We start from the raw sequence: 13,906 nt of genomic DNA, 5'->3' as shown, positions 1-13,906 counted from the left end.
CGCCACCGGCTGGACCACCGGCGATGGACCCGGCCAAAGTCATCCGCTCCAAGCCGTACCTATCAGCCCTGCTGCTCGCCGCGATCCTGGGTATCCCGATCTCGGCTGTGGCCTACGGTTTCCTGGCCCTGACCAGCAAGATCCAGTCGCTCCTGTTCGACGATCTGCCGCAGGATCTCTTCACCGGGGGCGTCCCCGCGTGGTGGCCGGTGCCCTGGTTGGTGCTGTGCGGCCTGCTCACCGGTTTGACCATCCGGTACCTGCCAGGCAACGCGGGCCATTCACCCGCCTTCGGGTTCAAGACCGGCGGTTTACCCGTGGACCGGGAGCTCCCCGGCATCATCCTCGCCGCACTCGCCACGCTCAGTCTGGGCGCTGTCCTCGGACCCGAGGCACCCCTGATCGCCATCGGTGGTGGCCTCGCCGCGCTGACCGTCCACCTCGTGAAGAAAGACGCACCACCGATGGCCTTGACGATCCTGGCCTCGGCCGGAAGCTTCGCCGCCATCAGCACGCTGCTCGGCTCCCCGGTGCTCGGCGCATTCCTGATCATGGAAGTCGCCGGCATCGGCGGTGCGACGCTGAGTCTGGTAGCGCTGCCAGGACTGCTCGCCTCCGGCATCGGCGCACTGGTCTTCGTCGGGCTGGACAACTGGACAGGACTCGGGAACTTCTCGCTGGCCCTCACGACGGTGCCGCCGGCAACACATCCGACCATCGCGACCATGGCGTGGGCCCTGGCCATGGGAGCGGCCGGCGCACTGCTGGGCTGGGCGATCCGGTGGATCGGGCTGTCGCTGCGCCCGGTCGTCCACATGAACCGGGTGCTGGTCACGGCCGTTCTCGGCCTGGCCATCGGCCTCACCGCGATGGCATACCAGCTCATCTCCGGCAGAAGCTTCACCCAAGTGCTGTTCTCCGGCCAGGATGCCTTGCCCGCATTGGTCGATCAGGCCGCCGACTACTCGGTTGGCGTACTGATCCTGCTCGGGGCCTGCAAGGCCCTGGCCTACGGGCTCTCGCTGAGCGCCTTCCGGGGCGGACCGGTCTTTCCCTCGATGTTCATCGGTGCGGTGCTGGGGATCGCCGCAAGTGGCCTGCCCGGCATGAGTCTCGCGCCGGCGATCGCCACGGGCATCGGCGCCATGTGCGCCGCCATGCTGCGGCTGCCCCTGACCTCGACGCTGTTGGCCACCCTGCTGCTCGGTGCCGACGGCGTGTCGGTGACACCGCAGGTGGTGGTGGCTGTGGTGGTGGCCTTCGTGATCACCTACATTCTCCCGGATCCAAGTCACGAGACGCCGAAGCCGTCCCGCTCCCCGCAATCGGGCTGATCGCCGCGTGCTGACAGAGTCGTTGCCACAAGCAACCTCGCGACCCCGGCAGACCGAATCGTGGCAGGTGACGGCAACTGGTCACCGCCAGGTGGCGCGGGGGCTAACCCTTCGGGCGACAGACCTCGCCTTGGATCTGGGTAACGGCTGGCGCGGCTACAGCGGGGATGCGTCGACCAGTGACGAACGTTCCGGGCCCGGCAGATCCATGCGGGCATCCTCGCAGGTTGGCCCGCGGTAAACCCGCCCTCGGTGTGTGCGAATCGGCCGTTTGGGTCTCCCGGTTGTAACACCCCGCGCGCAAGGATCGCTGGTCTTCCGCGGATCGGGGGTGGCTGTCATGATCTGGTCATGGCCGACGAGGAGTCGCCGTCTCGTGCGTCGGGTCTTCGGACCGATCGCATGGAGGCCTTCAGCGATGGCGTTTTCGCTATCGCGGTGACCCTTCTCGTGCTGGAGGTCGGAGTTCCCGCCGGTTCTGAGAAGGATCTGCTGAAGGCGCTGGGCGAGGAGTGGCCGGCGTACCTGGGCTATTTGGTGAGTTTCGCGACCATCGGCGCTGTGTGGATCGCTCACACGGTGATCACCGAGTACCTCGACCATGCCAACTCGATATTCCTCCGACTGAATCTGCTCCTTCTACTCGTGGTCTCGTTTCTCCCATTCCCAACCCGACTGCTCGCCGACTACACCCATGAACCCGACGCCGAACGCATCGCAGCCACCGTCTACGGGATCAACCTGCTTCTCTCGTTGATCATGGTGTCGGTGTTGTGGCGGTACGCGGTCGCCGAACAGCTCGTGCGGCCAGACATGGCCGACGAGGACGTGCGGACCCTCACCAAGCGATTCACGCCCACCTTGAGTGTGTATGTGCTGGTGATCGTCGTGGGGTTGTTCTTGCCGTTGCTCGCGGTGTTCGGCTACCTGGCAATCGCCTTGTTCATCCTCATCCCGTTCGGCTCGATCCGACGCCAGCAGAAGAAGAAGACCGCCTGACTACGCTGCCCCTTCCTCCGGTGCCGATGGTCAGGTTCCTGGGCAGCTCTGGGTCAACGCTGTGGACAACGACGACGCCGCGGTGCCGACCTGCTGGAGCGCCGTGTTGATCTCCGGCGCCTTCTGTTTGAGGCTGTCGCAGCGTCCAGGCTGGTCTTGACGTAGGCCATGGCCGTGTTCAGCACGGTGAGACCGTCCTGCAACGGCTGCACGTTCGTGAGCGTCTGAAGCGAGGCCTTCAGCGCGGACGCAGCAGCGCAGTCCGCCGCGGGCTCAGCCGTTGCCGACGCACCCGTTGTCGGCGGAGCTGCCGTCGCTGACGGACTCGGCTGACCCTCTGGTGAGCTGTCACTGCAAGCCATCGGTACGACGAGGAGCACAACGGTCACCCGGCGCGGCAAAGACCGATCGACGCGCGTTGGTTCGCGGCATGGTTTCTCCTCGAAGGTGCGAGGTTCTTGGGTGCCTCCTGATCGTGAGGAGACCAGCGGGCGGTCGGCGGACTACTTGGCGGCGTCCTTGACCTCTTTCGCGCTGTCCGCGTCGACTTCCTCCTTGGAGACCTTGTCTGCATGCGACAACGCCTTGTCGACCTCCGCGACCCACTGCTCCTCGAACAGCGCCACGATTCCCGAACTGTTGAGCGGGAGGGTGTCCTCGACGTCAGCCTTGATCGCCTTCTTCTCCCGGTGGGACTTGAGGCCACCGATCCCAAGGCCCGCACCCGCACCGACCGCTGCACCGGCCAGCAGGCTCGGCGGGAAAATGAGACCGATAACGGCACCACCGACCGCACCCCAGGCGGCACCCTTGCGGGCCGTGTGGAAATCGTCGTCGACGTTGATCTTCCCGTCGGAGTCACGGCTGACCAGGACCAGCCCGTCGACCTTGATCACGTCGTCCTCGGCGAGCTGCTTGATGGCGGCCCAATCGAGCCGCGCTCCCTCCGCGTTCGGATAGGCGGCGATGTACAGGTCGACTGGAACGTTGCTGTCAGATCCCACGATCTCTCCTCTGATCCGGCGACCGGCACGAGGACCGGCCACACGATGTCCAAACACTGTCCGTCGGGCGGATACCACACACAGAGCGTGGCCAGTGCCTCACTGAGGACCGCACGACGTACGAGGTACCTGTCTTTCTCACAATGTCTCCGGCTACGGCGGATGGCGTCACCCCGGGCGGACTAGCTGCCCTCGGCCTCGGCCTCCGCGGCGGGTGAATGGCGGGCGTGATCCCGGTGGCGGTGGAGAAGAACGAGGTGCGTGAGTGCAGCCGGCGGGCGCCCTTGTTCGGACAGGGCTTGATCCCGTCCTTGGTGATCTCGGGCGGCGGGTTGGTGAACTCGAACCCACCGACCCACAGCGAGATCCACCAGGCAGAGTCGCCGTCGTAGTAGCGGGAGCCCTCCGTCGGGTGGGCGCCCATCCCGAGGGTCCGGGAGGCGGCGTTGCCCACGGCAACCGCATCGTCGAGGATGGCCCGCAGGTCGATCACACCCAAGGCGTCCGGGGGTGTTTCCACCACCAACGGACCGTCGGACAGGTCGAGGAAGGCCAGGTAGTACACCGTGTCGGCGTTCACGGTCAGGACAGCGACCGGGGCCGATGGAGTCGTGATCGCCGCGGGCACAGGCGTTTTGCTCACACCGCCGGGCCCAGGCATCGCGGCCTCTCCAGATCGGCTCCTCTAGCTGGAACGTAGTTCTGGCCCGTGCCCTGGTCATCACGCTGACTGTGCGAATTCACATCATGTGAGTGATGCCGGTAGGTGCGGCTCCGCCGTCCAATGGCAGTGTCCTGAACAGGGACTTGTCCGACGACAGGTCGGGCCGTGCCGGCCGGAAAGGAAGCGTCCTCGTGGACTACACCGCCGTGTTACGCCGCCTCTCCCTGCACGACGATCGGGTCGTTGCCGAGGTCCTCGGGGGTGCGGACCCCCAGTCCGCGGGGCTTGATCCGATTCTCGATCCGAGAACGGTGGCGCTGGTGCGGCTCGCAGCTCTGGTCGCGGTCGGCGGAGCGGTTCCGTCGTACGGCGCTCAGGCCGATGCGGCAGTCGATGCCGGTGCGACGGCTGCCGAGATCGTCGAAGTGCTGGTGGCGGTCATTCCGGTCGTCGGCCTGCCGCGCGTGGTTGCGGCGGCCCCGAAGCTGGCGCTGGCGCTCGGTCAGGACGTCGACGACTCCTTCGCGATCTTGCCTGATGGATGATCGCGGTCAGCCACCGAGCAGACCGAGCCTGGTGGCCTGTTGCACCGCGTCGTTGCGTGAGGAGACGCCCAGCTTGCGGTAGATCGAAGCGATCTCGGAGCTGACCGTGTTGCGGCTGACGAACAGCCGTTCCCCGATCGCGCCGATCGTCAGATGCGTCTGCAGGTAGGGCAGCAGCCGCAGCTCCGCTCCGGTCAGCGGTGCTGCGCGGGTCGCTGCGCTCTGGGCGTTCGCCGCCACCGTCTGGCGGACCTCGGATACCTGGTCGACGAGCGCGCCCAGGGCCGGTCGGTGGCGCAGGAGCTCGTCGATCTCTCGCAGCAGATGGCGAGCGGTGGCCTGGTCGCCTCGTGTCGAGTACGCCTTGGCGAGCTGCAGCCGGGCGCGCACCGCGTAGAAGGGCAGCGCGAAGGTGCACGACGGACGTGCTCGCATCGCCCGGGCGAGCTGTCGGTCCGCCTCGTCCAGATCGCCCCGGTGCACCGCAAGGCGAGCCGCCACTGCGAAGGCCAGCAGGCTGACCGCGTAGTCCTGCATCCGATGCGCGTCGATGACCACGAGCGCCCGCTCGACGCGTTCGGCCGCCTCGGCCCAGCGCCCGCGATCCATCGCCAGCAGTGCGAGCTCGGCCTCGCCGTCGACGACCGTGTCGGTGTTGCCGAGCGTCGCCCCGATACTGACCGCTTCGACGAACAGCACCTGCGCCTCGTCCAGGTCGGCGGTTAGCAACCGCGCGTGCGCGGACAGTAGGAGCGCCGTGTCGAGCCAGAGGCTCCACGGCGGCTCCTGGGCCACCGCGGCATCGGCGTCGACCATCATCTGCTCGGGTCCTGAGGCGCACATGACGGCGCGCAGCATGGCCCGGGCAGAGTCGAACGATGCCGTACCGTCCACCGGCACCTGGTCGAACGACGCGGCGTCCACCCTCGCCATCCACCGTTCAGCCGCCGCGGTCTGCCCGGTCAAAGCAGTCGCCCAGCCTGCCAGTACGGCGAGCGGTGGATACCCCTCGACAGCGGAGTCGCCCAGCGCCGAGAGCCACCGCTGGACCGTCGACATCTGGCCGGCGTTGTATGTCGGCAACACCAGGGCCGTGACCAACTGGACGCACCGGTCACGCTCGGTGGTGTTCAACAGGTGCTCGACGGCCAGGGCAGGAGATCCGTTCGACTCGTACCAGTCGGCGGCGCGCAGGTGCAGTTTGACGAGTACCTCGGGCTCGATGCGTCGCAGCTCCCCGAGGAGGAACTCCCGGTACAGGGCGTGGTAGCGGAACCACTCCCGGCGCCGGTCGAGCGGGATCAAGAACGAGTCCGATGCCTCCAGCGCGCGTAGCCGTGCCTGCCCGCCGGATTCGCCCACGACGGCATCACACAGCGGGGCACACAGCTGATCGAGCACCGCCGTGCGCCGCAGGAAGCGCTGGGTCTTCCTGGGCAGCAGCATCAAGGACTCGCGGTACAAGTAGTCGGCCACATAGCGGTCGTCGCCGGAAACGTTCAGCCCGCGGTCGCGGTCGTGGCCTGCGATCAAAGCGGCGAGGTAGAGACCGACCGGCCAGCCTTCGGTCCGCTCGGTCACCGCGGCCGCCAGCTCGGGAGAGATGCCGATACGGGCTTCGGCGAAGATCTGCTCGGCGCCGGCCTCGTCCAGGGCCAGGTCGCCGGCCTCGAGTTCCACCGCGTCGCCTGACGCGCGGAGCCGCGGCAGGTGGGGCTGCTCGAACCGGCTTGCCGCGACCAGTTGGGAGCCTTCGGGTATCCCCGAGATCGCCACGCCCAGGGCGTCGTGACAGGCCGACGCATGGAGCTCATGAAGGTCGTCCACCATGAGCACGAACGGTTCCGGACTCGACCTGAATGCCGAGGCCAGGCGGGGCGCGGCACGTCCCAACACATCCACGCACAATCCGCCCATGTCGGCGACCAACTCGGCGTTGCCCGGCGAGATCCGAGCGTAGGCCGAGGCCAGCAGTGTGAGCAGAACCGCGGGGTCGTCGTCGTACCGGTCCAGGGACACCCAGCCGACGGGGCGATCCTCGACGAGCGCCCATTGCGCCAGCAGGATCGTCTTGCCGTAACCCGCGGGCGCGGTCACACCGACGACGCGGCAGCCGCTCGCTCGGGTCGCGTCGATGATTTCGGCGCGGCTGACCGACCCCTGGCGAGGCTGTGGAATCGAGAGCTTGGCCTCGAGCAGGGATTGATCAAGCTGAACCGCGGCCGGAGCCGCGGGGCGAGTCCCCTCCCACACGACCCAGAACCTACGTTTTCCGGGGGGTGCGGACCTCATCCCCGGCGAATGAAAGCCGAACCGCAGGTTCACGCGATCTGCATGATGCGGTCCCCTCTCATTGCGAGTGCGATCGGAGCATCGAGCAAACACTTGACGAGGGAGGTCGACATGCCGACCGACTACAACGAACGGGCCCGGCGGCTGCGGAACGCGGTGGAGCCGGTGGCGGCCGGCGGGAATGCCTCACGATGAATGACCTGCGCCCATGACGCCGCTGACCAGCCGGCGGCGGCGGTGGCTGATCGCGCGGGGGCTGCTCCGGGCATTCGCATCCGCGGTGGTCATGGTTGCTCTGTACTACGTCCTGCCACTCGATCGCCGGTCCGACACCTATGTGTTCGCCGAGCTCGCGATCGGCGTGGCGCTGCTTGCCGGCGTGGTCGCCTGGCAGGCACGGGCCATCATCCGCTCGACCTACCCGGGCATCCGCGCGGTCCAGTCGCTCGCCACCACGACTCCCTTGTTCCTCCTGTTGTTCGCGTCCACGTACTTCATCCTCAGCCTGGACGATGCCGCGATGTTCAGCGAGCCGATTACCCGGTCGGACTCGCTCTACTTCACCGTCACCATCTTCGCCACGGTCGGCTTCGGCGACATCTCTGCCCAGGCCGAGACCTCACGGCTCGTCGTCACCGCTCAGATGCTGCTGGACCTCGTGGTGCTGGGACTCGGCATCCAGGTGATCCTCGGGGCCGTGAAACAGAGCAAGGCCAACGCCGACACCGAGAGCTGACGGGTAGCTCACCGGCCAGGTGGACCCCGGGATTTCACACGATGTAGGTGATTCGGCATCGGACCTGCGCCGGTTGGATGAAGCATGCCGTCGCGGCGGCAGGCTCCGCGCGGCAGGTCAAGGAGGGGTAGACAAATGACCGGGCAACCCCCACAGCAGAACTACTACCCGTTCTGGGCACTGCTGGTCATCGCACTCGACGTCTTCGTCATCCGGGCCCTGGCCGCCCACGGACGCGACATCACCAGCTGACCGACGGCCGCCGGCTGCCGTACCGGCGGCGACAGGAGAAATCAGATGACGAACACGCCCAGCTCGGCACGCGACATCTACGAGCGGACCCGGCCGTTCGCGCTGACCCTCCTGTTCGGGGCCGCCGCCTTCACGATCGCCATGGCCGGGGTCAGGTCCATCGCCGACATCATCGGGCCGGTGTTCCTGGCCCTGGTCATCACGGTCACCCTGCACCCGATCCGCCGCCGGCTCGAGCGGCACCGGCTGCCCGAATGGGCGGCCTCTGTCATCATGCTGCTCGCCGCCTACCTGCTGCTCTTCCTCCTCACCCTGGCCCTGATCGTCTCGGTGGCGCAGCTGGCCGCGCTGATCCCCGGCTACGCCGCCCAGATCAACGAGGCGGTCGCGAGCGTGGGCAACACCTTGCGCGATCTCGGGGTCAAGCAGGATCAGATCAATGCCGTGGTCAACGCGGTCGACCCGGGGCAACTCGTCGACCTCGCGATGTCGGTGCTGTCCAGCACGCTGGGAGTCGTCAGCAATCTCTTCTTCCTGTTCACGGTCCTGCTCTTCATGGCCTTCGACACCGACTCCACCCGCCGGAGCCTGGCCACGCTGGGCGAACGCTTCCCCCATCCCGTGGCCGCGCTGGCCAACTTCGCGCGCGGCACCCGCAGCTACATGGGCGTCTCGGCCAGCTTCGGACTCGTCGTCGCGATCCTCGACGGCATCGCCTTGCAGATCATGGGCGTGCCCGGGGCGTTCGTGTGGGCCGTGCTCGCCTTCGTCACCAACTTCATTCCCAACATCGGCTTCGTCATCGGCGTGATCCCACCCGCGCTGATCGCACTGCTGGACAGCGGCCTCGAGACGATGATCGCCGTGATCGCCGTCTACAGCGTGATCAACTTCGTGATCCAGTCGGTCATCCAGCCACGGGTGGTGGGCGACGCCGTAGGACTCTCGGCCATGCTGACCTTCCTCTCCCTGGTGTTCTGGACCTGGGTGATAGGACCGCTCGGCGCGCTCCTCGCCGTCCCACTGAGCCTGCTCACCAGGGCCCTGCTGGTCGAGGCCGATCCCCGCACACGGTGGGCCATCCCACTCATCGCCGGTACGCCGGAGCCGGCCAAGGAGCCGGAATCCAAGACCACCCCCGAACCTCTCCAAGAGGAGCCCTCCGGATGAGCGCGAGACGGGGTTCGTTCGATCTGTGTGATGTCTCGAATCGGCCGGAGGCGCAGGGTGGTTGTGGCGTCGTACTCGCCGTCACAGCAGACTTCCTCACACACACGATGAGCGACCCCGATGACTGAGCAGCCGGTCCCTTCGCGCGAGGCTCGCCAGACGGACCTGGGGTTGCGGCGGCTGGCCACCATCACAGTGGCGACAACGCTCATCGTGTGGTGGCCGGCCTTCACTCTCGGTGTGTACAAGACGATCTTCTTCGAGCAGATCTTCGCACTGTGGGCGGCGGCGACAGCGGCGTTCGTCGTCGCCGTGCTCCTGCTCGGACGGCGGGCGCAGCCCGCCGTCTACTCGCTCCTCCTCCCGTCGGTCTGGATCTTGTTGACGTGGTTGTCCCCCGCCGACACCAGCCCCGGCCACGACGTCCTGTTCTGGCTCGGCGTGGTGGTGACGCTCGCAGGGTTCCCCGCGATGGTCGCGCTCGTCCTCGTCATGGTCGTTCCGGGCGTGGAGTCTGTCCGTCGCCCACGCGACACAGTCGTGGCGGTTGGGGCCATCGCGCTCGTCGTCGTTCTGTCCTTCGCCCTGGGCACCCAGCATCCCCACCTACTGACCTGTGAAGACTTCAAGGTCAGTGGAAACGACCAGCCCGTCAACTGCACTCAAGGCACCGGTATCAGATGACGCGTACGTCGTCACGCCGGCGGCCGGAAACACTTTGCCGGCAGGACAGATAGTAGTTGCCACCGGCCCCTTCCAGGTTTCGTTGCCGGCGTTGAGCTCTTCGAGCATGGACAGGGCTGCCGGAAAGGAGCGTGCTGGTCTCAGCGCGGTCAGAATCGGACGTTACCTGTGGGGGTTGTGGCTGGTCGTGCTCGGCGTCCTGCTGCTCAGGCGGGTGAATGTGGCGCCTCTTTCGTAGTGGCTAGTGCCATCAGGCGCTTCGAGGCCGTAGCGTCGGGCCATGCTCATCATCGGGATCTTGCTGTTCGGCATGATCGTGGGAGCCGCGGCGCAACTTCTGCTCGGCACCCGCGGACACGGCATCAACTGGACCACCGCCATCGTCGCCGGATTGCTCGGCTCCGTCGTCGGCGGCCTGCTCATCAGCTTGCTGGCCGGCGACGGCCTCTCGCTGCGCCCGAGCGGGATCATCGGGTCGATCGCCGGCGCGATCCTGGTGACCCTCGCCTGGAACTACTGGCAGGGTCGCCGGAGCAAGGTCACCTGACCGCCGCGGCCGTACGTTCACGGGCGAGGGCGAGGGTGGTCAGCGCGGCGGCTGCTGTTGCCGCGGCGCCGATCCAGGCCGCCGTCGTGTAGGCGACGTCGGTTGGGAAGAGGTGGCCGGTGTCAGTCCCCGCGGCTAGGACCAGGCCGCCGACGGCGCTTCCGAGTGAGAAGCCGACGCTGCGCACGACCTGGTTGAAGCTCATGGCGCTCGACGTCTCGCTCTGGGGAGTGACGGCCAGGATGACCGCGGGCATGGCAGCGGAGAAGCTGCCGACACCGAAGCCGAGGATTGCCATCGCCACCAGCAGGTCGGCAACGTTCGACCGGGCGACCGCGAAGAGCACGAAGGCGCCGAGAACGACGACGGCGCTGCCGGCCAGAGACAGAGGTGCGCCGATCCGCTCGCGAAGACGAGGGGTGAACCTGCCGGCGATGAAACCGAGTAAGGAGAACGGAACGAGCACGAGGCCGGCGGTGAAAGTGGTGAGCCCGAAGCCGTAGCCGGTACTGCGCGGCGTTTGGGCGTACCGGGTGATGAGGGTGAGCAGGAGGTACATGCCGACGCCGCCGACGAGCGTGACGACGTTGGCGACGGCGACCGCTCGGTGCCGCACCAGCCGGACATCGACGAGCGGCGACTTAGCGCGACGTTCGTACGCCGTCCAGGTGCAGAGCAGGAGCACCGCAAGAGCGGCCAGTACTACGGCGAGGCAGACGTGCTGGCTCCACAGGCTGGTCTCACTCGCAAGGAGCAGAACGAGAAACAGTCCACCAGCGAGGAGCAGTGCGCCAGGCACGTCCACCCGAGCAGAGCGACCCTCAGGCGGAACGGGGATGCTCCGCAGCGCCGCCAGGAAAGCGACTGCCGTGACGAAACCACCGAGGCCGTAGGCGACACGCAAGCCTCCGAGTTCGGTCAGCAGACCAGCGAGTGGATAGCCGACGCCGATGCCGATGGTGGACGCCACCGACACCAGCGCGATGGTGGCTGCCCCCCGTTCCTCGGGGAGATGGTCCCTGGCCACGCCCATCATCAGCGCGGTCAGCCCGAGGCCGATGCCTTGCGCGGCTCGGCCGACGAGCAACCAGGCGAAGGGCAGGGAAAGGACGGTGAGCGCACTTCCTGCCACCACCACCGCCAGCGTGGCGAGGATGGTGCCACGGCGATGCGGACCCGCTCCCAAGCGCCCGAGGACGGGCGTCGCGATTGCGCCGCTGAGCAAGGTGATGGTCAGCGTCCACTGCGCGCTGGCGAGAGACACCTGGAACGTGGTCGCCACGCTGGTGATGAGGGGTGCGCCGAGACTGCCGACCGCGGCGACGACCAGAGCGATGAAGAACAGCGAGGGGACCAGCAACCGCGGCTCCGATCGGCTTGCCGGCCTGTTCACTGGTTCGTCTCGGTCGTGATGTGATCGAACAGGCCGGCGTGAATGCGAGTCTGCACGCCCGTCGCCCATGGCTCGTCCAGTTCGGCGACCTGGAGGGCGGCTCCGTTGTTGAGCAGCATGCCGAAGGCCAGGAACGCCTTGATCGTCACCGGGTCGAGTCCGGTCGCGTCGGCGACCACCTGCCACATCCGCCCGAAGCTGTCGCGCACGGCGTCGCGAACCTCTGGATCGCCGCAGGCGGAGAACCCCTGGAGCTGGAGGAGCAGCGACGTACGGTCGGCCAGCATCTCGTTGTACCGCGCACCCATCAGGGCGAGTCCGTCGAGACCGGTCTCTGTACCGGCGGCGTCGCGCATCCCCTCCGTGAGGCGCTCGAAGGCCGCGATCACCACCTCCAGGAACAGGGCCTTCTTGGTCCCGAAGATCCGGAAGATGTACGCCTGGGTGATCTCGGCACGCCGGGCGATCACCTCGGTCGACGCCCCGCGCAGGCCACCGTCGGCGAACTCCTCTGCCGCGATCCGCAGTACCTGCTGTCTGCGGTCCGACCCACTCATCCTCCGGCGGCGCTCCATGGCTCCGAGGTTACTAGTCACTAACTACTAACCCCAAGCCAAGGGGCACCGCATCGAGGGGCCCAATCCTCCGTCAGGGGTGATGCGTCGGGCCGAGTCTTGCTGAATCGTCGGCGGTGTACGCGGATTGCAGGGTGGTGACCCCGGCTCGTCGACGAGCGGCGCCTGCGACGCGGAGAGAGGGCGGGCGATCATGGCGACGAAGGTTGAACATCCGACTCTGGAGGAGCGCCGCGCACGCGGTCTGGAGGCTCGCACGCGAGCGATGACGGACAGTCACGCAGGGTGGAAGCCCGCCGCGGACCGGCCGGACCCGGTGGCACTCATCGAGGAGCAGAACCTCCGGCGTGACGCGGACCTGGTTCCGGTGCGGCACGGCCGGATGATGGCGTCGCCGTTCACGTTCTACCGCGGTGCTGCCAAGATCATGGCGGCGGACCTTGCCGAGACACCCACGGCCGGTCTCCAGGTCCAGCTGTGTGGGGACGCCCATCTGTCGAACTTCGGGGTCTTCGCCTCGCCGGAGCGAAACCTGGTGTTCGACATCAACGACTTCGACGAGACTCTTCCGGGCCCGTTCGAGTACGACGTCAAACGTCTGGCCGCGAGTCTCATGGTGGCGGCACAGAACAACGGCTGCTCGGAGTCGGACGCTCGGGCGATCACGAAGGCCAGTGTCACCTCCTACCGGGAGACGATGGCCGAGTTCGCCGCCATCAAGACCCTCGACGTCTGGTACGCCCACCTCGCCGAGGACCAGATCAGGCAGTCGGTGGCCGCCTTCCTGTCCGGAGCCGACGGCAAGGGCAAGGACAAAGACAAGGGATCCAAGAAGGGCAAGAGCAAGGGCAGCGGCGAGCAGGACAGTATGAGCGGGATGACGCCGAAGCAGGCGAAAGAGGCCCAGAAGCGCTTTGCGAAGAACGCACAGAAGGCGCACTCCCGCAACAGCGACCAAGCCCTCTCCAAGCTCGGCGAAGAGGTCGACGGCCGCTACCGCATCGCCAGTGTCCCGCCAGTGATCGTCCCCGCGCGCGAGCTCCACACGACGTACGGCGTACAGCCCGAGGAGCTCGAGGAAGTCGTCTTCAGCCTGTTCCGTGACTACCGTTCCACTCTTCGGCTCGACCTTCGACGGCTACTGGAGCGCTTCGAGGTCGTCGACTGGGCACGGAAGGTCGTCGGGGTCGGCAGTGTCGGAACTCGAGCGTTCGTCGTCCTCCTGCAGGGCCGCGACGGCGGCGATCCGCTGTTCCTCCAAGTCAAGGAAGCCACCAGGTCGGTTCTCGAAGGAACCTTGCGCAAGAGCGCGTTCAAGCAACCGGGCGAGCGGGTGGTCCAGGGCCAGCGCTTGATGCAGGCCAGTAGCGACATCTTCCTGGGCTGGTCCAAGGGTGTTCAGGCCGACCGCTACTTCTACTGGCGCCAACTGCGCGACATGAAGGGCTCAGCGCTCGTGGAGCTGCTGGCACCCGCAGAGCTGGCCTTCTACGGCCGCACGTGCGGGTGGACCCTGGCCCGTGCACACGCACGATCCGGCGACGCGGTCTCCATCGCTGCCTACCTCGGCGAAGACGATGCCTTCGACAAATCGATCACCGACTTCTCCGAACGCTACGCAGCCCAGAACGACCAGGACTTCGCAGACTTCGCCAAAGCCATCAGCTCGAACCGGATCGCCGCCATCCAGGACATCTGACCGCCGCAGGCC

General features: G+C 67.1%; 15 protein-coding genes. 10 read left to right on the top strand and 5 right to left on the bottom strand.

From position 1 onward, the window contains the following. Window positions 1-23: 23 nt before the first annotated feature. Both EV644_RS38080 and EV644_RS38075 read left to right on the top strand, forming a co-directional pair. Window positions 24-1,334, top strand: a complete 1,311-nt coding sequence (locus EV644_RS38080) for a chloride channel protein (protein ID WP_199240242.1) — start codon at window positions 24-26, stop codon at window positions 1,332-1,334. A 351-nt stretch (window positions 1,335-1,685) separates the two neighbouring features. After that, entirely contained in the window at window positions 1,686-2,333 is a 648-nt protein-coding gene (locus EV644_RS38075; RefSeq protein ID WP_132195638.1) for a TMEM175 family protein, read from the top strand. Window positions 2,334-2,836: 503 nt separating this feature from the next. On the opposite strand, the gene EV644_RS38070 is transcribed toward EV644_RS38075, so the two are convergent. Continuing rightward, window positions 2,837-3,337, bottom strand: a complete 501-nt coding sequence (locus EV644_RS38070; RefSeq protein WP_158293048.1) for a DUF1269 domain-containing protein — start codon at window positions 3,335-3,337, stop codon at window positions 2,837-2,839. After that, window positions 3,327-3,980, bottom strand: a complete 654-nt coding sequence (locus EV644_RS38065; protein WP_199240241.1) for a DUF1254 domain-containing protein — start codon at window positions 3,978-3,980, stop codon at window positions 3,327-3,329. The genes EV644_RS38070 and EV644_RS38065 overlap by 11 nt, the downstream gene beginning before the upstream one ends. A 212-nt stretch (window positions 3,981-4,192) precedes the next feature. On the opposite strand from EV644_RS38065, the gene EV644_RS38060 reads away from it, so the two are divergent. Then, on the top strand, window positions 4,193-4,546 hold the full coding sequence (locus tag EV644_RS38060) for a carboxymuconolactone decarboxylase family protein (protein ID WP_132195644.1): 354 nt from the start codon (window positions 4,193-4,195) through the stop codon (window positions 4,544-4,546). 6 nt (window positions 4,547-4,552) lie between these two features. Here the strand turns inward: EV644_RS38060 and EV644_RS38055 are convergent, their stop codons facing one another. Further along, entirely contained in the window at window positions 4,553-6,799 is a 2,247-nt protein-coding gene (locus EV644_RS38055) for a winged helix-turn-helix domain-containing protein (RefSeq protein WP_199240240.1), read from the bottom strand. Window positions 6,800-7,046: 247 nt separating this feature from the next. On the opposite strand from EV644_RS38055, the gene EV644_RS38050 reads away from it, so the two are divergent. The 6 genes from EV644_RS38050 to EV644_RS38035 all read left to right on the top strand — a co-directional run bounded on the left by EV644_RS38050 (window position 7,047) and on the right by EV644_RS38035 (window position 10,227). After that, a complete protein-coding gene (locus EV644_RS38050; protein WP_132195648.1) occupies window positions 7,047-7,574 on the top strand; it encodes a potassium channel family protein in 528 nt (175 codons plus the stop codon). Between the two features lie 135 nt (window positions 7,575-7,709). After that, window positions 7,710-7,826, top strand: a complete 117-nt coding sequence (locus EV644_RS48220; RefSeq protein WP_439649191.1) for a DUF7144 family membrane protein — start codon at window positions 7,710-7,712, stop codon at window positions 7,824-7,826. 45 nt (window positions 7,827-7,871) lie between these two features. Then, the gene (locus tag EV644_RS38045; protein ID WP_132195650.1) at window positions 7,872-8,996 is read left to right on the top strand and encodes an AI-2E family transporter; all 1,125 of its coding nucleotides are present in this window, start codon (window positions 7,872-7,874) and stop codon (window positions 8,994-8,996) included. Further along, on the top strand, window positions 8,993-9,124 hold the full coding sequence (locus EV644_RS47335; RefSeq protein WP_255511452.1) for a hypothetical protein: 132 nt from the start codon (window positions 8,993-8,995) through the stop codon (window positions 9,122-9,124). The genes EV644_RS38045 and EV644_RS47335 overlap by 4 nt, the downstream gene beginning before the upstream one ends. Next, the gene (locus EV644_RS38040) at window positions 9,117-9,680 is read left to right on the top strand and encodes a hypothetical protein (protein WP_132195652.1); all 564 of its coding nucleotides are present in this window, start codon (window positions 9,117-9,119) and stop codon (window positions 9,678-9,680) included. The genes EV644_RS47335 and EV644_RS38040 overlap by 8 nt, the downstream gene beginning before the upstream one ends. Before the next feature lie 280 nt (window positions 9,681-9,960). Beyond that, entirely contained in the window at window positions 9,961-10,227 is a 267-nt protein-coding gene (locus EV644_RS38035) for a GlsB/YeaQ/YmgE family stress response membrane protein (RefSeq protein WP_132195654.1), read from the top strand. Here EV644_RS38035 and EV644_RS38030 read toward each other — a convergent pair. Then, on the bottom strand, window positions 10,220-11,587 hold the full coding sequence (locus tag EV644_RS38030) for an MFS transporter (RefSeq protein ID WP_199240239.1): 1,368 nt from the start codon (window positions 11,585-11,587) through the stop codon (window positions 10,220-10,222). The genes EV644_RS38035 and EV644_RS38030 overlap by 8 nt on opposite strands. Before the next feature lie 29 nt (window positions 11,588-11,616). Next, window positions 11,617-12,177: a TetR/AcrR family transcriptional regulator gene (locus EV644_RS38025; protein ID WP_132195658.1), complete on the bottom strand. Its 561-nt coding sequence runs from the start codon at window positions 12,175-12,177 to the stop codon at window positions 11,617-11,619. Between the two features lie 211 nt (window positions 12,178-12,388). On the opposite strand from EV644_RS38025, the gene EV644_RS38020 reads away from it, so the two are divergent. Beyond that, window positions 12,389-13,894 (top strand): DUF2252 domain-containing protein, encoded by a 1,506-nt coding sequence (locus EV644_RS38020; RefSeq protein WP_132195660.1) that lies wholly within the window; start codon window positions 12,389-12,391, stop codon window positions 13,892-13,894. Window positions 13,895-13,906 lie beyond the last annotated feature (12 nt).

The organism is Kribbella orskensis (assembly GCF_004342085.1).
GTDB lineage: Bacteria > Actinomycetota > Actinomycetes > Propionibacteriales > Kribbellaceae > Kribbella > Kribbella orskensis.
This window is presented reverse-complemented; position numbering and strand designations above follow the sequence as displayed.

Excerpts from the sequence above, each read along its gene's own strand:
- EV644_RS38080 (WP_199240242.1), top strand. The coding sequence starts at position 24 with ATGGACCCGGCCAAAGTCATCCGCTCCAAGCCGTACCTATCAGCCCTG.
- EV644_RS38040 (WP_132195652.1), top strand. The coding sequence starts at position 9,117 with ATGACTGAGCAGCCGGTCCCTTCGCGCGAGGCTCGCCAGACGGACCTG.
- EV644_RS47335 (WP_255511452.1), top strand. The coding sequence starts at position 8,993 with ATGAGCGCGAGACGGGGTTCGTTCGATCTGTGTGATGTCTCGAATCGG.
- EV644_RS38020 (WP_132195660.1), top strand. The coding sequence starts at position 12,389 with ATGGCGACGAAGGTTGAACATCCGACTCTGGAGGAGCGCCGCGCACGC.
- EV644_RS38045 (WP_132195650.1), top strand. The coding sequence starts at position 7,872 with ATGACGAACACGCCCAGCTCGGCACGCGACATCTACGAGCGGACCCGG.
- EV644_RS38035 (WP_132195654.1), top strand. The coding sequence starts at position 9,961 with ATGCTCATCATCGGGATCTTGCTGTTCGGCATGATCGTGGGAGCCGCG.
- EV644_RS38025 (WP_132195658.1), bottom strand. The coding sequence starts at position 12,177 with ATGAGTGGGTCGGACCGCAGACAGCAGGTACTGCGGATCGCGGCAGAG.
- EV644_RS38075 (WP_132195638.1), top strand. The coding sequence starts at position 1,686 with ATGGCCGACGAGGAGTCGCCGTCTCGTGCGTCGGGTCTTCGGACCGAT.
- EV644_RS38050 (WP_132195648.1), top strand. The coding sequence starts at position 7,047 with ATGACGCCGCTGACCAGCCGGCGGCGGCGGTGGCTGATCGCGCGGGGG.
- EV644_RS48220 (WP_439649191.1), top strand. The coding sequence starts at position 7,710 with ATGACCGGGCAACCCCCACAGCAGAACTACTACCCGTTCTGGGCACTG.